Origin of the sequence: Aeromonas popoffii (assembly GCF_037818705.1) — a bacterium.
Taxonomy (GTDB): domain Bacteria; phylum Pseudomonadota; class Gammaproteobacteria; order Enterobacterales; family Aeromonadaceae; genus Aeromonas; species Aeromonas popoffii.
The window spans coordinates 2,253,125-2,277,219 of record NZ_CP149129.1; the positions used below are offsets into that span (position 1 = coordinate 2,253,125).

The following is a 24,095-nucleotide window of genomic DNA, read 5'->3' on the forward strand; positions in this document are numbered from 1 at the left end:
TGTGCCCCTGTCTCGGGCTCTGTTGAGTGGCCGGTCATTTACCTGCAAGAGGCCCTCGCCGCCGCGACCGTCACACCAGCTTGACGCGGGTTGCCCCCGCCACCGACACCACGGAGCGCTTGCCCTTGCGGCTGATCACCAACAGCGCCAGCACGATGAGTGCGATGCCGCTGCCCTCCACCGGCCCCGGGCTTTCGCCGAGCAGCCACCAGGAGAGCAGTACACCGGTCACAGGCACCGCCAAGGTGCTGAGGCTGGCAATCCCCGCCGGCAATTTTTTCAGCACAAACAGCCAGAGGCTCCAGGCCAGCGCGGTGGCGAAGATGGCGCTGTAGGCGAGTGCACCAAACACATAAGGCTGCCAGTCGATGGGCCGCTCCGGCACCAGCGCCGCCACCAGTGCCATCACTATGGTTGCGTAGATCATCTGCCAGGTGGTGAGGGACATCAGATCCACCTCGGGGTAGCGGGCATACATCCGCTTGGCGATGATGGCGCTGATCCCCCAGCAGATGCCAGACGCGATCCCCAGCAGCGCGCTCTTGAGGGATTCAAGGTGCAGCAGCCAGGGCTGGATCACCAATAGCAGCCCGCAGGCGGCCACCCCGACCGCCAGATAGTGCAACTTGCGCATCCGCTCACCGAGAAAGAGCGCCGCGAAGATCACCACCCAGAACGGCATGGTGTAGCTCAAAATGGCCACCTTGCCCGCCCCGCCGCTGATAAGAGCCCACTGGGCCAACCCCACCATGCCGCAGGTCTGGAACAGGGCGATGGCCAGGGTATAGCGAAATGGAGTAGGCCTGAGATAACGGCGCCCGCGCAGGGTCAATACCAGCAACAACACCAGAGAACCGCACAGGCAGCGCAGGGCTGTGAACTCGAATGCCCCCGCGTAGAGCATCACCTGCTTCATCACGATCCAGCTGTAACTCCAAATAGCGGTGAGCAGGACCAGCCCCCCCAGCGCCGCCATATTGATCTTTGTGCTCATTTCGTACCACGCATTGCTCTGCCTTTCGCCTTTTGTTCAGTTGGTCACCCTTTCTCGGGGTGGCCATCTTACCCCTGTGCTCGCGGGCTGCCCACGATCTATGGGCAAATAGCCTACGGACAAATAGCCTGCGGGCAAATCGGCCTCAGCCACGGCAGCGCCCTTGCCAAAAACAGCAGGGGGCCAAGGCCCCCTGTCTATCAACCCGCCATCGCGCAGCACACTACAGGCTGATCAGGGTACCTGTCTTGCCGGCGATCCCCTCGGCCGCCTTCTCCAGCAGGGTGATCAGGGATTTTCGCCCAGGCAGGGAGGTGGCGAACGAGAGCGCTGCCTCCACCTTGGGCAACATGGAGCCCTTGGCAAACTGCCCCTGGGCGATAAAGCTGTTGGCATCGGCCACGCTCAGGGTATCGAGCCACTGCACATCGGGCTTGCCGAAGTTGATGGCGACCTTCTCTACCGCGGTGAGGATGATCAGCATGTCAGCGTCGATCAGTTCCGCCAGCTTGGCACTGGCCCAATCCTTGTCGATCACCGCACTGACGCCGCGCAGGTGGTTCCCCTCCCGCAGCACCGGAATGCCGCCACCACCGACTGTGATCACCACCTGACCGGCGGCCAGCATGGCAGCGACTGTCTCTTTTTCGATGATGTCGATGGGTTTGGGGGAGGCCACCACCCGGCGATAACCGCGACCGGCATCCTCTTTGAGCCGCTCCCCCTTGGCCATCAGTACCTCGGCCTCCTCCTTGCTGAAAAAACCGCCGATGGGCTTGCTGGGGTCGAGGAAGGCGGGATCGTTTTTATCCACCTCAACTTGCGTCACCAGAGTGGCGACCGGCTTGTGGATGCCGCGAGCAAGCAGCGCCTCGCGCAGGGCGTTTTGCAGGTCATAACCGATATAACCCTGACTCAGGGCCACGCAGACCGACATGGGCAGATGGGGGGACTTGGGGTCGTGGCGGGCCGCCACCTCGAACGCCTGCTGGATCATCCCCACCTGCGGCCCGTTGCCGTGGGTGACCACCACCTCGTGCCCTTGGGCAATCAGGTCGGCGATGGTGTGCGCCGTGCTCTGCACCGCCTTCATCTGCTCGGGCAGGTTGTTGCCCAGAGCGTTGCCCCCCAGGGCCAGTACGATACGCTGTTTCATCTTGTGCTCTCCGATGATGAGGGTTGGCCGGCGTCATACCGGCCCGATTGTTCGCTCTATCGCTGCTTTTTGTGCCGTGGCAAACGGCCCCCGCCCTAACGGGTTACCAACTGCGTGGCGCAAGGGGGTGGCGCGCTGACCGCTTTGCCCAGCAGCGGATCAACCAGCTGCGGATCAAAAGGTGCCCGGGCCAGAAAGCGGCCATGCCCCCGTTGCCCGGTAAATTCGCCGTCGCGGGCCACTATCTCGCCGCGACTCAGGGTCATCCTGATCCGGCCGGAACAGCGCATCCCCTCGTAGGGGCTGTAGTCGCCGTTATCGTGCAGTGCGGCGTGGCGGATTTGGGTCTCACCACGGGGATCCATCAGCACCAGATCGGCGTCAGACCCCGGCTGCAGGTTGCCCTTGCGCGGCCAGAGGCCAAACAGGCGCGCCGAATTGGCGCTGGTGAGCGCCACGAAGCGCGACGGCGAGATGCGCCCACCGAGCACCCCGTGGGCAAACAGCAGCAGCATCCGGTTCTCGACCCCGGGCAAACCGTTGGGGCAGCGGCTAAAATCGCCGCCTGATAGGGTCATGCGCTGGGCGTGGGAGAAGTTGCAGTGATCGGTCGCTACCGTATCGATGTCGCCCGCAGCGACGCCGACCCACAGCTTGTCCTGCTCGCGGCGTGAGCGCAGCGGCGGGCTCAGCAGGAAGTCGACCCCGTCTTCGCGGTAGTAGCAGGCGTCATCGAGCAGCAGATATTGCGGGCAGGTCTCTACCCAGACCGGCTGACCCTGACGGCGCGCCAGTTTCAGATACTCCAGCCCCAAGCCGTTGGAGAGGTGAACGATATAGAGCGGCGCATTGCCCGCCAGCCCTGCCAGATTGATCATCCGGGCAATCGCCTCCGCCTCGCACTCCAGCGGACGGCTTTGCGGGTGATACCAGGGTTCATGGTGGCCCGCAGCCAACAGGGCCGCACGGCGCGCCGCGATGGCAGCATCGTTCTCAGGGTGGACGGTGGCGAGCGCCCCCACCTCTTTGAGGCGGGCCAGGGCGCGCAGCACGTCATGGTCCCCCAGCTTGTACTGGTAGGTGAGGTAGAGCTTGAAGCTGCTTATCCCCTCCTCCTGTACCATGGTGGCCATCTCATTAAGGATGGCGTCATCCACATGCTGGATCACGCCGTGAAAGCTGTAGTCGATCACCGCCTGATCGGCGGCGTAGTCGTGATAGCGGGCCAGCTGGTGATGCAGATTGCACCCCGCCGGGCCAAATCCCATGTGATCGACGATGGTGGTGGTGCCACCACAGGCGGCGGCACGGGTACCGCTGAAAAAGTCATCGCAACTGCGGGCGATGCCCACATCGATATTGAAGTGGGTGTGGACATCGATGCCGCCCGGCATCACGTAACAGCCGCTGGCATCGATCACCTCGGTCTCGCCATCGGGCTGGATATCGGCGGCGCGCGCGCGGATCACCCCGTTTTCGATCAGCAGATCCTGACGATATTCCCCTTGTGAATCGACCAGCACACCGTTTTTGATCAGCCGTTTCATCCCCACCACCTCGAACCTCAGATCGCTTCAAACACCAAGGCCCCGCCTGACCACAGACGGGGCACTTGCCACACTTGCAACAGTAGGGCGGCGATAGCGCTCGCCCTCCGCCCCCCTTACTTGTCCAGCTCGGCCAGATAGAGCATGGGGATCACCGCGTACATGGCGGCGCACTTGACCAGATGCTCTTTCCAGGTCTTCTCGTTCGGCGCGTGGGCTTCCGGCTCTTTACCCGGGCCAAAGCCGATGACCGGAATACCGTGGCGACCCATGATGGAGACCCCGTTGGTCGAGAAGGTCCACTTGTCCACCACCGGCTCCTTGCGGAACAGCTCGCGATAGGCCTTGGAGAGGGTTTTGACCGTGATGTGATCCTCTTCCACCTTCCAGGTCGGGAAGTAGCACTCGGTCGGGTAGACCAGACCTGTGTAGGCCGGACGGTCGTACTGGTACATGGAGACCTCGGCTCCGGCGGCTTGCACCGCAGGCAGGGCGCGGATCTCGTCCAGCGCACCTTGCCAGCTCTCGCCCCAGGTGAGGCGGCGGTCGATGGAGACGGCGCAACTGTCCGCCACGGCGCAACGGCTTGGCGACGTGAAGAAGATCTCGGAGACGGTCAATGTGCCCTTGCCGAGAAAGTCATCGTTGCCGAGGTTGTGGCTGAGCGCCTGCAACTCGCCCAGGATCGGGCCCATCTTGAAGATGGCGTTGTCACCACGCTCCGGCGCGGAGCCGTGGCAGCTCACCCCTTGCACCTCGACACGGATCTCCATGCGGCCGCGCTGGCCACGGTAGATCTGGCAGTCGGTGGGTTCGGTACTGACCACGAACTCGGGGCGGATCTTGCTCTGCTCTATGATGTACTGCCAGCACAGACCGTCGCAGTCCTCCTCCTGCACTGTGCCGGTCACCAGCAGGGTGTATTGATCTTCCAGCCCCAGATCCTTGATGATCTTGCCGGCATAGACCATGGAGGCCATGCCCCCTTCCTGATCGGAGGCGCCACGGCCGCCGATGATCTCGTGATCTTCCATCCCCTCATAGGGGTCGAAGGTCCAGTTGGCGCGGTTGCCGACCCCTACGGTATCGATGTGGGCATCCATGGCGATCAGGTGCGGGCCCTGGCCGATATAGCCCAGCACGTTGCCCATGGGGTCAATCTCGACCTTGTCGAACCCCACTTTTACCATCTCCTGCTTGATGCGCAGCACGACGCGCTCTTCATCGCAGCTTTCACTCGGGATGGCGATCATGTCGCGCAGGAACTGACTCATCTCGGCCTTGTACTGGTAAGCCTTCTCCAACACCATTTCAAACGGAATTTGCTTGCTCATTGTAATTCTCCAAACATTCGAGAGTGCGCGGCCTGTTCGTCGGCAACGCCCTGTACCCGTCACCGCGCCCCGTGGGCGAGGCGCGATCTGTTCTTTAATTCGTGTCTCTGTTCTTGCAGGGAGTGACTCGCAGCCGGGTTAATCGCAGGCCGGGTGTTTGCCTTCCCACACCACTTCCCGATAGTGGGTCACATCGGTATCCCCTTCGGTGTTGATGATCAGCACCACCGAGTCGCGCTCCAGCCCGAGGCGAGCCATCAGCGCCTCACGATCCGGGTGGTGACGCACTGCCGCCAGCACGCCGGTACCGACCGAGCCGGACTCACCGGAGATGATGCGAGGGTCATTGCCAAGGGGATTGCCCAGCACCCGCATCCCCAGCGCCGACACCTTGTCGTGGCAGGAGATGAACTGGGTGGTACAACTCTTGAGCAACGGCCAGCCGAGGGGATTGGGTTCACCGCAGGCGAGACCGGCCATGATGGTGCGCATGTCGCCCCCCACGTTGACCATCTCCCCCGCCACGCCGGAGCGGTAGATGCAGTCGGCCTGATCCGGCTCGATAACTATGCTGTGCAGGTTTCTCGCCCCGAAGCAGTCCACCAGATAACCGAGCACCCCGCCCGCCAGCGCCCCGACTCCGGCTTGCAGCAGCACGTGAGTGGGCTGTTTAATGCCCATCCCCTGCATCTGCTCGACCGCTTCATCGGCCAGAGTGGAGTAACCCTGCATGATCCAGGTCGGGATCCTGGTGTAGCCCTCCCAGGCGGTGTCTTGCACTATGTGCCAGCCGCGCTCTTGGGCCATCTTCATGGTCAGGCGCACGGTATCGTCATAGTTCATGTCGGTGACGATGCACTCGGCCCCCAGCGCCAGGATGTGATCCACCCGCTCCTGCGTGGAACCCTTGGGCATGTAGACCACCGCATGCTGCCCCACCTGCTTGGCGGCCCAGGCAACGCCGCGACCGTGGTTGCCATCGGTTGTGGTGGCGAAGGTCATCGGCTCCTTGATGGTGCGTTTGATGAGATCGAAGGAGAAATCCTCGATGGCCACCCCGTATTTTTCACAGAGCAGGTTGGCGATGGCGTAGACGCCACCCAGCATCTTGAAGGCATTGAGGCCAAAGCGCTTTGACTCGTCCTTGACCAATATATTTTTCACCCCGATATAGGCGGCCAGCGCTTTCAGGTCGCACAGGGGGGTCGGCTCATAACCGGCCAGTTTTTTATGAAAGGCACGCGCCTTTTGTGCTTCAACACGGGAAAACAGCGGTGATGGCTCGGCGGTAAAAAAGCGGTTATCGGCAATATCCATCTTCAGAGAAAATTGGGACATGAATACCTCACAGAGAGTCATCTCGCCGGGGATCATTGATTAAAAGGGGCACCGGGGAGAGAACCCGTGATAATAATTTCACCATGATGGCCGGGCGGGGAAATGTTCCCGGCCCGGCCCAACCATTATTTGACGCGCTTCTGCGCCTCTTTGAGCAAGCCCTCAAGCGCGGCACCCGGCGCCGAGAATTTACGGGCAACTATCATGGCGGCGATAATATAGGGCTTCCAGCTGGCCTCTTTATAAGTGGCGATGCGGTATTTCTCGAATACCCCTTCGCTCACCTCGCCCGCCTGACAGGAAACGCCGGAAATATCGGCGGGCAGGCAGTGCATATAGAGCGCTTCGCCCCCCTTGGTAAGGGTCATCATCTCCTCGGTGCAGTGCCAATCCTTGTGCTTGGCGTTCTGCTCCAGACAGTGTTTCTCCAGCTCTTTGAGGCCGGCGTGGTCGTTGGCACGCAGCAGCTCGGTGCGCTGCTCCATCACCTTGTAGGGAGCCCAGGACTTGGGATAGACGATATCGGCGTCCTTGAACGCCTCTTCCATGGAGGTGACCTGACGGAAACTGCCGCCGGAGGCCTTAGCGTTCTCATGGGCCACCGCGATCACGTCCGGGATCAGGTCATACCCTTCGGGATGCGCCAGGGTCACGTCCATGCCAAAGCGGGTCATCAGCCCTATGATGCCCTGCGGCACGGAGAGCGGCTTGCCGTAGCTCGGGGAGTAGGCCCAGGTCATGGCAATCTTCTTGCCTTTGAGGCTCTCCAGGCTGCCGAAGTGCTCCTGCAACCAGGCGAGATCAGCCATGGACTGGGTCGGGTGATCAATGTCGCACTGCAGGTTGACCAGGGCCGGGCGCTGGGGCAGCACCCCCTTCTCGAACCCTTCATCCAGTGCGGCGCCCACTTCACGCATATAGGCGTTACCGGCACCGAGGAACATGTCGTCACGGATCCCGATGGCATCGGCGCAAAACGAGATCATGTTGGCGGTTTCACGGACGGTCTCGCCGTGGGCGATCTGGGATTTGCCCTCATCCAGATCCTGCTGGGTGAGGCCAAGCAGGTTCAGGGCCGAAGCATAGGAGAAACGGGTACGGGTCGAGTTGTCACGAAACACCGAGATACCCAGGCCGGTATTGAACAGCCTGGTGGCGATGTTCTCGGCCCGCAGCCCCTTGAGGGCCTCGGCTAGCTTGAGGACCAGCGCCAGCTCCTGGGGGGTCTGCTCCCAGGTCAGCAGAAAGTCCTTTTCATGCAGGTTGGATTTGAGCTTATTGATCTCTTTGATTAACTGGTTCACTGCTTTCATCGTTAGCCCCAATCTGTTGATGAGATATGGATTGCTCCCCTTCCACTCACAAGGTCACCGAAAATAGGGTCATTGGGTGAGTTCATCGGTCAGCGTCAAATAAAAGCAATCAATAAGCGTGCCAATGCGGTATTTCAGGAGAAATAACGAAAAACAGAGAAATAGATGTGCGCCAGCGCACATGAAAGCGCCATTTAGCCATACTGGGTGGCACTTTCACGATAAATGCCGGCACACCTCAGTGACATTTAAAATAGTGCCAGGATAAGCGCTGATAATTATCACCCTGGCTATCAGATACGGGCAGCGAATTGATAGGCAAGGCGGGTAAATTATCATAATGATAATTTCCGTGCCCCAGACGCAGCCATTATCTGCGAGCAAACCGCCGCTTGCGACCAGCGGCGGTGTGAGGATCAGGCTTGCGCGGCGATCTCGTACTTCTTGATCTTGCGATAGAGGGTCGCAATTCCAATGCCCAGCGCCTGGGCAGCCAGCTTCTTGTTGCCAAGGCGCAGCAAGGTCTCCTCTATTGCCTGCTTCTCCATGCTCTCCAGCCCGTTTTCCCCGAGGGGCAGCTCCCGGCTGCGCTCGGACGGGCCGGTTTCAGCCATGGCGGGAGAGGCAGTGGCCGGCGCGGGACGACCCGCAGCCACCGGGTTCTCCCCGGCGCCGGGCCATTGATTGTGCAAAAGATGGGAGGGCTGCTGCAAATCCTCAGATATCGCCTCTGCATCACGGCGCTGGTTGCGCAATATGTTGGGGGGCAGGAGTATGCTCTCGATCACCTCCCCCGCCTGCACCACGTTGACCAGGTATTCGATGAGGTTGCTGAGCTCGCGCACGTTGCCGGGCCAGCGATATCCCTCAAGCAGGCCCATCACCTCCGGGCTCAGCCCCGGATAGATGAGGCCAATGCGGCTGGTGTGCAAGTTGAGGAAGTAGTGGGTCAGCAGCGCCACATCCCCTGCCCGCTCACGCAGCGGCGGCAGGTGAATGGGGATGACGTTGAGACGATAGAAGAGGTCTTCGCGAAACTTGCCCTCGGCAATGTACTGCTCCAGATGCTGGTGGGTCGCGGCTATGATGCGAATGTCCACCGGCACGGGGCGGCTGGCACCTATCGGCGTCACTTCCCGCAGCTCCAGCACCCGCAGCAGTTTGGCCTGCATGGTGAGCGGCATGTCCCCTATCTCGTCGAGAAACAGGGTGCCCTGATGGGCGGCCTGGATCAGCCCCTGCTTGCCGCCACTGGAAGCGCCGGTGAAGGCCCCTTTCACGTAACCAAACAGCTCACTCTCCAGCAGTTGCTCCGGAATGGCGGCGCAGTTGATGGCGATGAAAGGCTTGTCATGGCGAGGGCTGAGGCGGTGAATGGCGCGGGCCACCACCTCCTTGCCGGTGCCGCTCTCACCGCAGACCAGCACGCTGGAGGGGCTCAGGGCGATGCGATGGAGCAGTTTTTTCAACGCCCGCATCGGCTTGCTTTCGCCGATCAGGAGCGCCATGCCCTCGTCCGGCTCCAGCGGTTGGCTCAGGGCCGGATGGGACTGGTGAAACGCCATCAGAAACAGCTGCTGGCCCTGCACATGGTGCAGCTGGCCTATGATGAGCTCCTGGCGATCAGCCAGTGTGATGATGTGCTGCATGTGCCCGGTCAGCCCCTGCTGGGCGAAGGTGAGCGGACGCACGCCAATCTCGCGCCCCAGCAACTGCTCTTGCTGGCAGTTGAGCTGCTTGAGCGCCACCTCGTTGGCATAGCACAGCTGGCTCTTCTCGTCGAGCAGCAGGCACCCCTGATCCATGTGACTCATCAGGGTCAGGAACACCTTGTTGACCCCGTCTGACAAGCCACGGGAATCGAGCAGCTTGGCCACGAAGATGCTGGAGATGTGCTGCACATAGTCGCACACCTCCTGCAGGTTGTTATTGAGGCGGGCCTGCTGCTCGGCGTTGAAGGCCACCAGGCTGATGACCCCGATGCAGGTCTCCTCCACCATGATGGGCACCCCGAGGAAGGCGCGTTCCCGGCAGCTATCCTTGCAGCTGCACCCCTCACAGACAGGATCCTCGCTGGTGTGGGTGACTATCTTCTCGCTCTGGTGTTCGATCACGTAGCGCAACAGGCGGGAGTCCCCCTCCAGCTGGCGGCCGAAAAACGTGCCGTAAGGGCCGGTTCCCGCCACCCGCACCATGTTGGCGTCGACGATTTCCACTTCCAGTTGCAGCACGCTGGCCAGCATCTTGGCAAAGCGCAAGATGGTGGGCTGGATCTGCATCAACAAACATTGGTTACTGACGGACATCATGCTGTTAATCCCTTGGCTCCCACCCAGGGTGGGATTCATGCTGGCCAGATACTATGCCAATTCGACGGCAGCAACTTCGCCGAGGATCACGAAAAGGGAACTTGCACTCCCCCCTCTGCCGGGAGTGAGAGTTGGCGCAGACTGGGGAAAATGAGAGCGAAGGAGCAAGCCAGGGACGCCAGCAGGCGTCCTTGCAAGCAACACAGGGTCAACCGCTCAGATGCAGGGCCAGCCAGACCGCCAACGGGATCACCACGACCGAGAGCGCATTGCCGCCGAGCACGATACTGGCCACCTTCTCGGGCTGGCACTGGTACTGCTCGCACAGCATGTAGTTGAGCACCGCAGGGGGCAGCGCCACCGACAGCATCAGCAGCGGGATCCACTCCGCCTGCAACGGCAGCAACCAGACCGCCAGCCAGAGCGAGACGCCGCCCGCCAACAGGTAGAGCAGGTTGCACTTGAGGGCGAGCCCCAGGTGGTCAAGCTCCCCTTCCATCAGGCGGATACCGAGGGCAAACAGCATCAGGGGCACCGAGATCTGGCCGAGCAAGGAGGCGCTGGTCACCAGGTATTCCGGCAGCGCAATGTGCAGGTTAGCCACCAGCAAACCGGCGAGGGCGGCCCACAGCACCGGGCTGCGCAGCCAGAGCCAGCGGGAGGTGTTAGCCGAGAGGATGAACATGCCCACCGAGAAGTGGAGCAGGTTGGAGAGCACGAACAGTATGATAATGGCGCCCAGCTGCTGCTCGCCAAAGGCCAGCACCATCAGCGGAATGCCGAGGTTGCCCGTGTTGCGAAACATGGCGGGCAGGATCAGCGCCGGCCGGCTGATGCTTGTTAGCCTGAGCAAGGAGAGCAGCAAACCCGGCAACAGGATAACCAAGGCCCCCGCCGCGATGAGCGGCAGGTGGGCCATCAGTGCCAGCGGGTACTTGACCAGTGCCGAAAACACCAGCGCCGGGGTAAACAGCTCGATATTGGCTCGGTTGACATAGCCCAATGCCCCGCCCGGTCGCAACCGGCCATAGAGCGCGCCGAGGCCCACCACGGCAAACACAGGGATGACGATATTGAGCAGTGCGCTGAACATGGGCGGGCTCTTTACAGTTCGCGGGCGGGTGGCCCCATCAGCAAGACGGGATCCAGTGTCACTTCCAATGTGCCGTTGCTGACCCAGAGCTGACCGTCGGAGATGGTGCAGGTGAGGTGCATGGTGCGCGCCACCATGGCGGTCAGTGGCAGGGTCTGACTGTCGGAAAGCTCGATCACCGTGAGGTTGTCGTGCTGGCTGAGCTTGCCCTGATTCTGCTTCCACCAGACGTGGGTGCCACGGCCACCGTAGAGGTAGAGCACCACATGACGGGAGCGGTTACACGCCTTCTTCAGACGGCGCTCGTCGGGCTGGCCCAGTTCGATCCAGAGCTCGATTTCGTCGGAGTAGTTCTTGCGCCACAGCTCGGGCTCGTCGTCGGCACTGAGCCCCTTGGTGAACTCCAGCCGCTCGGCGGCGTGCCAGGCGAAAGCCGCCAGCCGGATCATCATGCGCTCATCGGTCTCGGAAGGGTGACGAGCCAGGGTCAGTGAGACGTCCTGATATTGGTGGCGGTCCATGTCGGACAGGCTGAGTTGAGCCTTGAATACGGTTGCCTTGAGAGCCATAGAAACCTTGAATACCTTGAGTGATCAATCCGGGGTGGAAAAACTGCGCGTCAGTGTAATCAAAATCGGCGATCGGTTCGACCACCTTGACCACACATTTGGCCTGAGTCTCGCGGATAAGTGTCGAAAAAGGCTAAAAAAACAAATGCCAGTCCGAAGACTGGCATTTGGCGGTATGAACGAAAGAAGCGTATCACTTCTCGGCGGACTTGACCCCGAAGGCATTGAGCAGCAAGCAGCAGGTCACTGCCACCGCCACAAACCCGCTCAGGAAGATAAAGGGCATGGCCCCGTATCCCAATACAGTCCAGATGGTTTGTTCAAGCAGACTCATTATGTGTCCTTCATCCAGTGAAATGGGTGTTCCTTTCGTGACGGGGTTATCTCCCCGTTCCTGATGACGCTATTTGACCCCAACCGGCGCCTGAGTCCTATGCCACCAAAGTAATAAATAGGGGGCTACTTTGCGCTGGATCAACAATTTAGCCCTTGGCCAGGCCAAATATGGACACAATTCAACCCATGTTGCCTGCCGCCCCTTCAGGGATCGCACAAAATGCAGGAGGCGACCCGGGGGTCGCCTCCTTGAGATGGGCCCTGCCGTCACCGGCACGACACTCTGCTTAGTAGAAGCTCAACTGCTCCGCCGCCATCGCCTTGAGACGTTCACAGGGTGCAAAGCGGTCGCCGTAGCGTTTCTGGTAGTGATCGAGGCGCCCCACCAGATGTGCTATGCCGAGCGTGTCCATGTAGCGGAACGGGCCACCGAGGAAGGGCGGGAAGCCGATGCCGAAGATGGCGCCTATGTCGCCGTCACGGGCCGAGGCCACCACGCCGCTGTCCAGCGCCATGGCCGCTTCGTTGAGCATCATCAGCACGCAGCGTTCGGCCATCTCCATCCGGGATTGCTTGGGCACAGGCTTGACTCCCAGCACGGCGTAGACGCTCTCGTCCACCGTCTTTTTGCCCTCTTTGCCGGTCAGCTTGTTGCGCGGCGCCGCCTTGCCGTAGAGGTAGAAGCCCTTGCCGTTCTTGCGTCCCTTACGATCGTTTTGCAGCAGCTTGTCGAACGCCTTGGGCGCCTGGAACTGCTCACCGCCCAGCTCTTTCTCCAGAATGGGGGAGATCTTGGCCCCCACGTCTATCCCCACCTCGTCGAGCAGGGCGATGGGGCCGACTGGAAAACCGAAATCGAGCAGGGCGCCATCCAGCACCTCCACCGGCTCCCCTTCCAGCACCAGCCGCGCCGCCTCGTTCATGTAGGGGGCCAGGATACGGTTGACGTAGAAACCGGCCTCGTCTTTCACCACGATGGGCGTCTTGCCCTGGGCACGGGCAAACGCCAGCGTGGTGGCTATCGTCTCGGCACTGGTGCCAGCGTGCGGAATAATCTCGGCCAGCGGCATCTTGTCCACCGGGCTGAAGTAGTGCAGCCCCACGATCCGCTCCGGGTGCGCCGCCTCGGCCGCTATCTGGTGGATGGGCAGGGAGGAGGTATTGGAAGCAAAGACGGTGTGGTCACCGCACTCACGCTCCACCTCCTTCACCATCTGATGTTTAAGCGCGAGATCTTCAAACACCGCCTCCACCACCATGTCCACCCGGTGAAAACCCGAGTAGTCCAACGTGCCTGACAGCAGGCTCATCTGCTTCTCCAGCTCGCTGCGCAACATGTGGCGACGCTTGAGCTTCTTGGCCAGGATCTCGTAGCTGTAGCGCATGGCATTACCGATACCACTACTTGCCACATCCTTGATCCGCACCGGCACCCCCGCCTTGGTGGCGGTCACGAAGGCGATGCCGCCCCCCATCAGGCCCCCGCCCAGCACGGCGGCGTGAGTGACCTTGCGCGGTTCGGCCCCCAGATAGGTGACCTCCTTCTTCATCTCGGTGGTGGCAAAGAAAATGGAGCGCAGGGCGGCGGATTCCGCCGTCATCACCAGCTCGCCAAAGTGGCGGGATTCGGCGGCAAGGCCTGCCTGCATGCCCTCTTCCACCCCGATGCGTACCACCTCGAGGATCCGCTCCGGCGCCGGGTAGTTGCCCCGGGTCTTGGCTTTGACCCCCTTGTGGGCCTGATCGAACAGGACCTTGCGACCCAGCGCATTGGTCTCCAGCAGCTTGCCCTGCAGATCCCGCTTCAGCTCGTGGCGGGGTTTGCCCTTCTTGGCCAGCTTGATGGCGGCCTCAAGCAGGATGGAAAGTGGTACCACATCGTCCACCAGCCCCAGTTTTTTGGCCTGCTTGGCTCTTACCTGCTTGCCGGTCAGCATCAGATCCAGTGCCTTGGCCACCCCGATGAGGCGCGGCAGCCGCTGGGTCCCGCCGGAGCCCGGCAGCAAGCCCAGTTGCACTTCCGGCAGCCCCAGCACAGTTTTAGCGTGATCGGTCACCACCCGGCCATGGCAGGCCAGCGCCAGCTCCAGCCCGCCGCCAAGGCAGGGGCCATGAATGGCGGCGATCACCGGGATGGCCAGCGACGCGATCTCGGCAAAGATCACCTGCCCTTCCCGCGACAGCGTCTGGGCATCCGGGGCACTGCTACAGGCCGCCAGCATGCTGATGTCGGCACCGGCGATGAAAGAATCCTTCTTGCCGGAGACCACCACCAGACCGATCAGCTCCTTGTTGGCCTTCACCTCGGCCAGCACGGTGCGGACCTCGTCCACGAAGGCGGCCTTCAGGGTATTCATGCTCTCGCCCGGTACATCCATGGTGAGAATACCGATGCCATCCTGGCGTACCGCCAGGGAAAAACTCTTCTCGCTCATCACTCTACCTCCAACACCATGGCCACACCGAGCCCACCCGCCGCACAGGCGGTGTTAAGCCCCAATCCCCCACCTCGACGACGCAGCTCGTGCAGCGTCTGGGTGATCATGCGCGCGCCCGTCGCGGCAAAAGGGTGGCCGTAGGCCAGGGAGCCACCGAGGACGTTGAACTTGTCCATGTCCACTTCACCTATGGCTTGGCTGCGCCCCAACTTGTCACGGGCAAACTCGGCGCTCGCAAACATCTTGAGGTTGGCCAGGGTCTGGGCGGCAAACGCTTCGTGCATGTCGATCAGGGTGAGATCGGCGAGGGTGATGCCGGCGCGGTCCAGCGCCAGCGGCGTAGCATAGGAGGGACCCATCAGCATGTCCTGCCAGACATCGATGGCAGAGAAGGCGAAGCTGCGGATATAACCAAGCGGCTCAAGTCCCAGCTCTTTGGCCCGCCCTTCGCGCATCAACAGTACGGCGGCGGCGCCGTCGGTAAGCGGGGTGGCGTTGGCGGCAGTCACTGTGCCATGCATCCGGTCAAACACGGGTTTGAGCTTGGCATAGCTCGCCAGATCGGACGCTTCGCGGATGTTGTTGTCTCGCTCCAGCGGCGACGTGTAAGGGGGCACATGGGCGGTAAACACCTCGCCGCTCAACTTGCCATCGGCCCAGGCTTGCGCCGCCAGGCTGTGGGAGCGGTGGGCCAGCGCATCTTGCGCCTCGCGGCTGATCTGGTGGCTCTTGGCCATCTGCTCGGCGGTCTGCCCCATGGAGAGGCCAGTGGAATACTCGGCCACAGCGGGCGGCACCGGCATCAGATCCTTGATCCTCAATGTCCGCAGAATATTGAAGCGCTGCTGCAGGTTACGTGCCTTGTTGAGGTCCACCAGGGCGCGCGCCAGCTTCTTGCTAACGCCGATGGGCAGTACGGAGGAGGAGTCTGCCCCGCCGGCGATGGCGATGTCGACCGTGCCGGCCATGATGGATTCGGTGACGTTAGCCACCGCCTGGAAACTGGTGGCGCAGGCGCGCGACACGCTATAGGCATCCGTGGTAACGCTCATGCCGGTGCCGAGCACGATTTCGCGGGCTATGTTGGGCGCTTCCGGCATCTGTACCACCTGGCCGAACACCAGCTGGTCGATGAGTGTGGGATCGAGATCGGTGCGGGCGAGCAGCTCGCTCACCACCAGCTTGCCAAGATCCACCGCGGGCACGCCGTGAAAGGCGGTGGCCTGCTTGGCAAAGGGGGTACGCAAACCCGCCACGACGGCAATCCGTTCGCCCTGGCGAGTCGTCAGTTTCAATGGCTGTTTCATCCTGGCTCCTTGGGTTAAAAGGCAGAGGTCTGACCTCATTGCGCCACATCTTAACAATCCACTCACAAATTTCATACGGCTGATTGAAACTTAATTGGCCCCATCTTTGCCCCCTCCCTCGCCCTCGGGGGCCAACTGGAGTATAAAAAGAGCAACCTCCATAAAAACAACGGGTTCATCACATGGCAGCAGCCGAGTTCAGACAGCTTGGGGACTATCTTGGCAGTCAAATTCTGGGACAGGGAGCACTGATAGAAGGGCTGCTGATCGCCCTGCTATGTGAAGGACATGTGTTAATCGAAGGCGCCCCCGGTCTTGCCAAAACCCGCGCCGTCAAGGCGCTGGCCGGGGCCGTGGAGGGGCGTTTCGCCCGCATCCAGTTTACCCCCGACCTGCTGCCTGCCGATCTCACCGGCAGCGAGGTGTTTCACCCGCAAGACGCCAGCTTCGTGTTCCAGCCCGGCCCCCTGTTCAACCACCTGGTGCTGGCGGACGAAATCAACCGGGCCCCCGCCAAGGTGCAATCCGCGCTGCTGGAAGCCATGGCCGAGCACCAGATAACGGTGGGCAAGAAGAGTTGGCGCCTGCCACCGCTGTTCATGGTTGCGGCGACCCAAAACCCCATAGAGCAGGAAGGGACCTACCCGTTGCCGGAGGCCCAGCTCGACCGCTTCCTGCTCAAGCTGCTGGTGGAGTACCCCAGCCCTGCCATGGAGCTCGCCATCTTGCAACTCAACGCCCGGGGCGAACAGCTGACGCCACCGCCAGTCACCCTGAGCCAGGCCGACCTGCTGGCGGCCCGCTCGGCGGTACAGGCAGTCCAGATGCAGGGGCGACTCGAGCACTATCTGGTGCAATTGGTGTGCGCCACTCGCCCGGACAGCGGCCTTTGCCCAGAGCTTGCGCCCCTTATCGCCGTGGGTGCCAGCCCCAGGGCCAGCATAGGCCTGGCCCGCGCCGCCCGCGCCAAGGCTTGGCTCGCCGGACGGGACTTCGTGCTGCCGGAAGACATACAACAACTGGCACCGGCCATACTGCGCCACCGCCTCATTCCCAGCTATCAGGCACTGGCAGACAACCTGGACAACGACATCCTGATCGCCCGACTACTGGACGCAATACCGTGCCCTTGACTTCCCACCCGGCCCCCCGCGCACATCCCGATATTGCCCTCACCCTGGCCCAGTTGCTGGCCATCCGGCTGTGGGCGAGACAGGGGCCGAAGCCGCGTGTCCAAGCGGCCCAGCAGGGCCGGCTTGGCCGCATGCCGGGGCTCACCTTTCGCGAGCTGCGCGCCTATCAGGCGGGGGATGAGGTGCGCCACATCGACTGGCGGGTCACAGCCCGGCTCGGTCGCCCCTACACCCGACTCTACAGCGAGGAGCAGGATCAGGCCCACTGGCTGCTGCTCGATCTCTCCCCCGCCATGTACTTCGGATCCCGTTGCCAACTCAAGGCACGCCTGGGCTGCGAGCTGGCGGCGGCCCTCTTGTGGCAGGGGGAGAAACAGGCCAACACCCTGATCTGCCACGGCGTTGAGTGCCATGTCCACCCCCAGCGCGGCCCCCTGGTGCCCTTGCTGGAGGCCCTGTGTCACCACTACGACAAGGGGCTGGATCGCACGCCCCTGCCGCGATCACTGGCCCAGACCCTGGCACGGCTCACCCTGCCTCATGGCGCCAGATTGACGATCATCACGGATCACCAACCCTGCGATGCGGCCCTCTGCCAGCAGTTGCAACTGCTCGGTCGACGCCACGACATCCACTGCTGGCAGATCCGGGATCCGCTGGAGGCAGACCTGCCCGACCAGGGACGGCTGGCGGTGCAAGCGGGCAGACAGAGAGGCTGGCTCGACGCCACCCAGCCAGGCTTTGCCCACCGCTACCAACGGGCGGCCGAGCGGCTGGCCCGGCAAAGCCATCAGCAACTGCTGCCGCTGGTGCAGCGTCTCTACCGGCTCGACAACGGCCAGCCGCTGCAACGCCAGTGGCAGGAGGGTGCGTGTCGCCAGTTCTGAGCCTGCTCGCCGCCATCTCCAGCGCGCCTCCCGTGTCCGCGCTGGCGGCGCAGCTGCGCGACATCCACCCTGGCCCCATGTTGGTCCAGGCACCGGATCCCCGCCTTCAGGGCTGGTGGGCGCTGCTGATCATACTGCTGATGGGGGCGCTGATCGGCGCGGCCCTGCTCAGCCTGCTGCGCTATCGCCGCTGGCAGCGACAAATCGACTGGCAGGCGCCCGAGCTGGTGCCCCGACTGCAGGCCGCGCTGCGCGAGGCCACCCTTGGCCGCTGGCCCGAGGTGCGCACCTTGCAAGGGGAGGCCTGGCTCGCGTTTCTGGACAGGCAGGGAGGCAGCCAGTTCCGTGAGTTTGCCCCCCTGTGGCCACACTGGCTCTACGGTCAGGGGATACCGGATCCCCGCCAACGGGAGGCGCTGCGCCGCGCCTACCTCCGTTGGGGGCGAGCCTGCTGCTGCCTGCCACAGAGGGTGATCACACTGAGGATCCGTTGGCAACAGGGTCTGGCGCGCCTGCGCACCAGCACTAGGACCGGGAGATCATCATGATCCTCGCCTGGCCCTGGTTTGCGCTGGCACTGGTAGTGCCACTCCTGGTGCGCTTCGGCCTGCCGCCGCGTTCAACCGACCAGCACCATGGAACTACGCTGGCGCACGACGGCTTTCCTCTGTTGCGTGCCCACGCCGGCCAGCCACTCTGGCGCATGGCCCTGTGCTGGTGCGCCCTGGTGCTGGCCCTGTGCCGCCCCCAATGGCAGGAGCCGCCCCTCGTCAGTTACCAGAGCAGCCGGGATCTGATCCTGGCGGTGGATCTCTCCGACAGCATGCGTACCCAGGACATGCTGGATGAGGGGGAGCAACGGGACAGGCTCAGTGCGGTGCGCCAGCAGATAAGTCAGCTGATCCAGGCCCGCCCCGGCGATCGCATCGCCCTCATCGTCTTCGCCGATCACGCCTACCTGCTTTCGCCCCTGACCCAGGAGACCCAGGCTCTGCTCACCCTGGCCCGCGAGCTGGACTTCGATCTGGTGGGCCGCACCACGGCACTGGGGGAAGCCATACTGCTGGCCCGCCAGCACGCCGACCCCAACCGCCCCACCGCTCTGCTGCTGGTCACCGATGGTCGCAACACGGCGGGCAGCGCCGATCCCCTGAGCGAGGCAAAACGGGCCGCTGCCAGCGGCATGACCCTCTATACCCTGGGGGTGGGGGCCGATCCCGATACCTTCGCCGAGGCACTGGCTCCGGCTCAGAGCGATCCCAGCACCGAGCTGGACGAGGCCCTGCTGCAACAACTGGCCAAGATGGGCCATGGCCGCTATTTCCGCGCCCGCACCCAAAGCGATCTCGATGCCATCAACCAGACCCTGGATACCCTGGAGCCCGTCGCCACGCCCCACACCCACTATCGACCCAACGTCGAGCTCTACCCCTGGCCGCTGGCGCTGGCCTGGCTGCTGCTGATCTGGCCCGCCCGGCTGCGCTGGCCCCGCTCCTTGCGTCTACGCTGGCGACTGCCACGGGGGCAGGCTCATGATTAAACAACGCTGCCAGGGATGGCCGTCATGGAGCTGATCCTCTTGCGCCCGCTCTGGCTGCTGGCCCTGCTGCCCTGGCTGTGGCAGGGCTGGCGTCGTCGCCGGCAGCCACCGTTGCTCGCCCCTGCCATGCAGGCCTACCTGCTGCCGGGGCGCCGCCGTACCCTGCCCTGGCTCTGGCTGGCGGGTCTGCCCGTCATACTGGCCCTCAGCGGCCCCGCCCTGCGCCAGCAGAGCCAGGCCATCCCGACACCGGCCCTCGACATCTGGTTACTGGATCTCTCCCGCTCCATGCTGGCTACCGATCTGCTGCCAGACAGAGCCACCCGGGTGCGGGTGCTGCTGCAGGATATGTTGGCCGAGGCCCACCCGGGCAAGGAGGGGCGCCCCATCGCCCTCATACTGTTTGCCGGCGATGCCTACCTCGCCATGCCTGCCACCCGGGATCACCAGGCCATGGCGCTGCTGTTGCCCGACCTGCGCCCGGCCATCATGCCCAAACAAGGGAGTGCCCCCGAGCGCGCCGTGGCGCTGGCGCTCGACCAGATCCCCCCGGGCCAGCAAGCACGCCTGCTGCTGGTCACCGACGGTCTCTCGGCGCAGCAGGCAGAGAGGATCCGTGCGCTCTGGCCCTGTCAGGGCAGCCTGTTTTGTCATCAGCAGGCGGCGCCCCGCCTCGATATCCTGCTCGCCAACGGCGGCAAAAGCAGCAGACTGCCGCCCGCCACCAGCGAGGTACAAGGCTTTGGCGCAACCTTAGGCCGCGAGCTGCCCGCCCCCGATGTGGCGACCATGCAGCAGCTGGCCAGCGAGCTTGGCGGTCAGTTGCAATGGCTGCAGGCCGGGCTGCCACGCTTTGCCCCCCTCCCCATGAGCCAGACGCTGACGGCCCATCAGTCACGGGATCTGGGCCCCTGGTTGCTGCTGCCCCTGCTGCCCTTGGCCCTGCTGGCCCGCGTCGGCACGCTCTGGCTGCTTCTGCTGGCCGCAGGTACTGGCCTCTTCAGTCCACCTCCCTTGCAGGCCAGCCCAGCCTCCGCGTTATCCACGCAGGAGAGCCAGGCCTGGCAAGCGTTCCAGCAGGGGCACTATCTGGCAGCGGCTCGCCGCTTCCAGGACCCCGTCTGGCAGGGGAATGCCTGGTACAGAGCCGGTGACTACGCCCGGGCCGTCGCCGCCTACACCCGTGCCAACAGTGCAACCGCCCACTACAACCGGGGCAATGCGCTGGTACAGCTCGGGGATCTTGCCGCCGCCGAGCAAGCTTATCTGGCAGCGCTGGCGCTAGAGCCCGGCCACCAGGATGCACTCTATAACCTCGCCCTGCTGCGAGCCCAGCCGCCCCAGGCCAGCCCGGCTGCGCAAGATCCCAAGCCCATCGACGCCCCCGAGCAGGCCACCACCCCGGACGCGCCGCTGCCGCCAGCCCCCCCCGTGGTGCTGCTGGAGCAGCGGCTGCGCAAGGAGGCCGAGCGTCGTCAGCTCAAGGAAGAGGTGAAAGGCACCTGGAATAGAGCACTGAAAGGGGATGACACCTGGTGAAAATCAATCCTCTGCTGTGTGTGCTGCCTTGCTGGCTGCTGCTCTGCCTGCTTTCAACCCCTGTGCTGGCCGCGCCGCCAAGGGCAGAGCTGTTGCCGGGGGCCGACAGCCGTGACTGGCTGCTGGTCATAGAGGCGGACGGGGAGCGCCAGAGCAACGAACTCGTCATCGCCCCCCTGCTGCGCCAGTTCGCAGTGGGCAAGGTAACCATGAGCCGGGTCACCACTCCCGTGCACAGCCTGACCCGTTGGCAGATCCCGCTGCACACCCTGGATACGAGCCCCGAGGTTGTGCCCTCCCTATCACTTGGGCAGGAGCAGACTCCAGCCTTGCCCCTGCCGCTGCGCCGCCAGGCGGGCACACTGGTAGCGCAACCCAGCCAGGCCATCTCCCCCATAGAGCTGCAGGCCAGGGTGCTGCATCAGGGGCCGCTTTATCCGGGCCAACCCTTCATCTATCAACTCAGCCTCTGGTTACCCGCCAACATGGAGGCCCCCAACCTCACAGAGCCAGCCAGCGACGCCTTCACCATTCGCCGCCTGGGCGAGGATCAGTGGCAGGCCCCGGCAGGGTCAGGACTGCCGGGCCGGCTGACCCGCAACTGGCTGCTGCAGGCCAGAGAGCCCGGGCTACATCCGCTGGTATCGCCGCGTTTTCAGGGCCGTCTGCCCCAGGATAACGGCACCAGTGACCCCCTCTCGGCCAGAGCGGACACCCTGTTTGTGAAAATCGACCTGGCGCCGCAGCAACCAGTGGCCAGCCAGTTGACCCTGAGCCAGCAGTTAAGTCCGGCCTCGGGTGCCAGGGTGGGAGAGCCGGTGATCCGCACCCTGACGCTGGTGATGGAAGGGGGCGATGGCAACCGGCTCACCCTGCCCAAGCTCACCGGGCCCTCAGCCCTGCCCGCCGCAATGGCGGCAAGACCGGATGGAGAACAGCAGCAGGAGCGCTTTCTCGCCAAGGGGGTGCTGCGCTTCGAGCGCCAGTGGCGTCAGGCCTTGACGGCCACAGCGCCAGGCGACTACCTGTTGCCAGCCATCACGCTGCCCTGGTTCAACACCCGGAGCGGGCGCATCGAATACGCCCGTCTGCCCGCCACCCCGCTGCGCATCGAGGCAGTCACACCGACACAGGAAGCCTTCACCGGACCAAACCATGAGAGCCTTTACTGGGTGATCTGGGCCCTGCTGCTGCGCGCCCTCTGGCAAGGGTGGCCACGCTGGCACGCCTTCTATCGCTTGCAGCGGGCACTGCGGCGCGAGGATGCAAACCATGCCAGAGCGACCTTGCTGGCATGGGCCAGCCTGCGCTGGCCACGACGCTATGCGCACCGCACCGCACACCTCACTGACTTGCCCTGTCGCCATGCCCCCGCGCTTGCCACCGGACTCGCCGCACTGGATCGCGCCTGTTTTGCCACCCAGGCCTCCCCCTTTGACCGTCAGCCCCCATGGCAAGGCCTCGCCGGCCCGCTATGCGCGTATGAACCTGTTGCGATAGCCTCTGGCCTCATGCTACTGGCACGCCTGGGTCAATGACCCTTGGGGACACTCATATAAAGGAAGCCCAGCGATGGCGTTAGGTATTTTCAAAAAAAAAGGAGCCACCGTCGGAAAGGATCCCACGGTTTCCCCGGTCTATGGAGGCATGGCAGACAAACAGACCAAATACGAAGCCCTGGTGCATGCCCTGCACGGGGACATTTATCGCTACGCCTACTGGCTATGCCGGGATCCGCAGGTAGCGGAGGATCTGGTGCAGGAGACTTTCCTGCGCGCCTGGAAGGGCATCGACTCGCTGTTCGATGACAAGGCCGCCAAGACCTGGCTCATCACCATATTGCGACGGGAGAATGCCCGCCGGTTCGAGCGCAAGCAGTTCGATCTCATCGATCTCGACGAGCATCCCCAGAGCGATCCGGATGCCTTGCACAACGAGCAGGAGATGGAAAACGAGTGGCTCAGACGCCACATAGCCCGCCTGCCCGCCGAGTATCAGGAGCCCCTGCTGTTGCAGGTGTTGGGGGGCTTCAGCGGCGACGAGATAGCGGCGCAACTGGGATTGAACAAGAACACCGTCATGACTCGCCTGTTTCGGGCCCGCAACCAGATCAAAGAGGCCATGGAGTCAACGACACAACAGAGAGGACACACCAATGGATGAGCTGGAATTTCGCCGGCGGGCCATCACCCATCCGCTGGAGCATGACCCCGCCTTTCTCGATGCGGCGCAGGCCACCCCCGCCAATCGCAAGCATCTGGACGAGATGAAGCAGCTGGACCGTCGCCTGCATCAGGCGCTGGAGGTCGAGGTACCGGCCGGGCTGGCCGAGCGCATCCTGCTCAGGCAGGCGCTGAACGCCGAACAGGAGAGCCAGGTTCCCCTGCAAGTAAGCCCGCGCAGCCAATGGCGCCCGCTGGCCATGGCTGCTTCGGTCGCCTTCCTGCTCGGCATGAGCACCCGCTGGCTCAGCTGGCCGCTGACGCCACCGGCTGAACTCTCCCTTGCCCAGGTCGCCATGGCCCACGTCTACGGGGAGGAGCCCTTCATCAAGGATGTGGATGAGAAGGTGAGCCTGCGCACCATCAACGCCAAGATGGAGAAATATGGCGCCACCCTGATGGGCATGCAAGACCTGAACGTCACCTACGTCAATCACTGTGCTTTTTACCAGGGACCGGCGCTGCACATGGTGTTCCAGGGCAAGATGGGACCCGTGACCCTGTTCCTGGTGCCCAAGCATGTGCCACTCACCCTGCAGCCCACTTTCGAAGATGGCCAGCTCAAGGGGGAGATAGTACAACTCAAGGGGGCCAACATGGTGTTAATCGGTGACATGCAGGAGCCACTGGATCCGATGGTGCAGGCGCTGGGGTCCCGTCTGCACTGGTCGATTTAACAGGAGTTAACCCAATCCTGACTCGCATCGCATCGCATCGCATCGAGTCAACTGCACGGGCAGACAATCCGGTTGTCTGCCCGTTCCTCTCCTTTCCCACCACAATCCTCACTCATTTGCCGCCCAATCACTGCAAATGGTCAAAATTATTTTTGTGATGCGGATCAGCATTAACGCTCGGATTTCATTCAATAAGTGGCAAAAGAGACTATTTAAACGCCAAGTTAAAACAAATGATTAACACAATAGTCACTTTTATGTATTCTGCTGTCACTGGTCTGATTTCTTACCTCCTACCAGAACCATAGAATCACGCCAGAATTGAATGGGAAGAAGCTGAAATAACAACAGATCTTGTCATAT

At 62.8% G+C, this 24,095-nt stretch carries 20 protein-coding genes; 8 read left to right on the forward strand and 12 right to left on the reverse strand.

Annotated elements, in window-relative coordinates; genetic code table 11:
- Positions 1 to 70: 70 nt before the first annotated feature.
- From WJM78_RS10260 to fadI, 12 genes are all read right to left on the reverse strand, one after another.
- The gene (locus tag WJM78_RS10260) at positions 71 to 994 is read right to left on the reverse strand and encodes a DMT family transporter (RefSeq protein ID WP_339015517.1); all 924 of its coding nucleotides are present in this window, start codon (positions 992 to 994) and stop codon (positions 71 to 73) included.
- A gap of 223 nt (positions 995 to 1,217) precedes the next feature.
- Complete coding sequence (gene arcC / locus WJM78_RS10265; protein WP_042037628.1) at positions 1,218 to 2,150, reverse strand: carbamate kinase; 933 nt, start codon at positions 2,148 to 2,150, stop codon at positions 1,218 to 1,220.
- Between the two features lie 95 nt (positions 2,151 to 2,245).
- The gene (gene hydA, locus WJM78_RS10270; RefSeq protein WP_339015520.1) at positions 2,246 to 3,697 is read right to left on the reverse strand and encodes a dihydropyrimidinase; all 1,452 of its coding nucleotides are present in this window, start codon (positions 3,695 to 3,697) and stop codon (positions 2,246 to 2,248) included.
- A 116-nt stretch (positions 3,698 to 3,813) separates the two neighbouring features.
- Positions 3,814 to 5,031, reverse strand: coding sequence for a YgeY family selenium metabolism-linked hydrolase (locus tag WJM78_RS10275; protein ID WP_339015521.1), 1,218 nt, complete (start codon positions 5,029 to 5,031; stop codon positions 3,814 to 3,816).
- A 138-nt stretch (positions 5,032 to 5,169) separates the two neighbouring features.
- A complete protein-coding gene (gene dpaL, locus WJM78_RS10280; RefSeq protein ID WP_339015523.1) occupies positions 5,170 to 6,369 on the reverse strand; it encodes a diaminopropionate ammonia-lyase in 1,200 nt (399 codons plus the stop codon).
- A gap of 125 nt (positions 6,370 to 6,494) precedes the next feature.
- Positions 6,495 to 7,682 (reverse strand): knotted carbamoyltransferase YgeW, encoded by a 1,188-nt coding sequence (gene ygeW, locus WJM78_RS10285; protein WP_339015525.1) that lies wholly within the window; start codon positions 7,680 to 7,682, stop codon positions 6,495 to 6,497.
- Positions 7,683 to 8,098: 416 nt separating this feature from the next.
- The gene (locus WJM78_RS10290; RefSeq protein WP_339015527.1) at positions 8,099 to 9,991 is read right to left on the reverse strand and encodes a sigma 54-interacting transcriptional regulator; all 1,893 of its coding nucleotides are present in this window, start codon (positions 9,989 to 9,991) and stop codon (positions 8,099 to 8,101) included.
- A gap of 208 nt (positions 9,992 to 10,199) precedes the next feature.
- The gene (locus WJM78_RS10295; RefSeq protein WP_339015528.1) at positions 10,200 to 11,084 is read right to left on the reverse strand and encodes an AEC family transporter; all 885 of its coding nucleotides are present in this window, start codon (positions 11,082 to 11,084) and stop codon (positions 10,200 to 10,202) included.
- An 11-nt stretch (positions 11,085 to 11,095) separates the two neighbouring features.
- On the reverse strand, positions 11,096 to 11,653 hold the full coding sequence (locus tag WJM78_RS10300; protein WP_042037313.1) for a YaeQ family protein: 558 nt from the start codon (positions 11,651 to 11,653) through the stop codon (positions 11,096 to 11,098).
- A gap of 193 nt (positions 11,654 to 11,846) precedes the next feature.
- Positions 11,847 to 11,987 carry a TIGR02808 family protein gene (locus WJM78_RS10305; RefSeq protein WP_005301193.1) on the reverse strand — a complete coding sequence of 47 codons (141 nt, stop codon included), beginning with the start codon at positions 11,985 to 11,987 and terminating at the stop codon, positions 11,847 to 11,849.
- Between the two features lie 289 nt (positions 11,988 to 12,276).
- A complete protein-coding gene (fadJ, locus tag WJM78_RS10310) occupies positions 12,277 to 14,424 on the reverse strand; it encodes a fatty acid oxidation complex subunit alpha FadJ (RefSeq protein WP_339015530.1) in 2,148 nt (715 codons plus the stop codon).
- Entirely contained in the window at positions 14,424 to 15,734 is a 1,311-nt protein-coding gene (fadI, locus tag WJM78_RS10315) for an acetyl-CoA C-acyltransferase FadI (RefSeq protein ID WP_339015533.1), read from the reverse strand. Before fadI ends, fadJ begins: the two co-directional genes overlap by 1 nt.
- Positions 15,735 to 15,916: 182 nt before the next feature.
- Here fadI and WJM78_RS10320 point away from each other — a divergent pair, with 182 nt between their 5' ends.
- The 8 genes from WJM78_RS10320 to WJM78_RS10355 are packed head-to-tail and all read left to right on the forward strand — an operon-like array spanning position 15,917 to position 23,732.
- Positions 15,917 to 16,867, forward strand: a complete 951-nt coding sequence (locus WJM78_RS10320; protein ID WP_042037316.1) for an AAA family ATPase — start codon at positions 15,917 to 15,919, stop codon at positions 16,865 to 16,867.
- Positions 16,864 to 17,754 (forward strand): DUF58 domain-containing protein, encoded by an 891-nt coding sequence (locus WJM78_RS10325; protein ID WP_339015830.1) that lies wholly within the window; start codon positions 16,864 to 16,866, stop codon positions 17,752 to 17,754. Before WJM78_RS10320 ends, WJM78_RS10325 begins: the two co-directional genes overlap by 4 nt.
- A complete protein-coding gene (locus tag WJM78_RS10330; RefSeq protein WP_339015535.1) occupies positions 17,739 to 18,302 on the forward strand; it encodes a DUF4381 domain-containing protein in 564 nt (187 codons plus the stop codon). The genes WJM78_RS10325 and WJM78_RS10330 overlap by 16 nt, the downstream gene beginning before the upstream one ends.
- Positions 18,299 to 19,294, forward strand: coding sequence for a VWA domain-containing protein (locus WJM78_RS10335; protein WP_339015537.1), 996 nt, complete (start codon positions 18,299 to 18,301; stop codon positions 19,292 to 19,294). Before WJM78_RS10330 ends, WJM78_RS10335 begins: the two co-directional genes overlap by 4 nt.
- Before the next feature lie 24 nt (positions 19,295 to 19,318).
- Complete coding sequence (locus tag WJM78_RS10340; RefSeq protein ID WP_339015539.1) at positions 19,319 to 20,833, forward strand: VWA domain-containing protein; 1,515 nt, start codon at positions 19,319 to 19,321, stop codon at positions 20,831 to 20,833.
- A gap of 2 nt (positions 20,834 to 20,835) precedes the next feature.
- On the forward strand, positions 20,836 to 22,371 hold the full coding sequence (locus WJM78_RS10345; RefSeq protein WP_422388449.1) for a hypothetical protein: 1,536 nt from the start codon (positions 20,836 to 20,838) through the stop codon (positions 22,369 to 22,371).
- Positions 22,372 to 22,405: 34 nt separating this feature from the next.
- Positions 22,406 to 22,996, forward strand: coding sequence for a sigma-70 family RNA polymerase sigma factor (locus WJM78_RS10350; RefSeq protein ID WP_339015543.1), 591 nt, complete (start codon positions 22,406 to 22,408; stop codon positions 22,994 to 22,996).
- Positions 22,989 to 23,732: a DUF3379 domain-containing protein gene (locus WJM78_RS10355; RefSeq protein WP_108535738.1), complete on the forward strand. Its 744-nt coding sequence runs from the start codon at positions 22,989 to 22,991 to the stop codon at positions 23,730 to 23,732. The genes WJM78_RS10350 and WJM78_RS10355 overlap by 8 nt, the downstream gene beginning before the upstream one ends.
- Positions 23,733 to 24,095 lie beyond the last annotated feature (363 nt).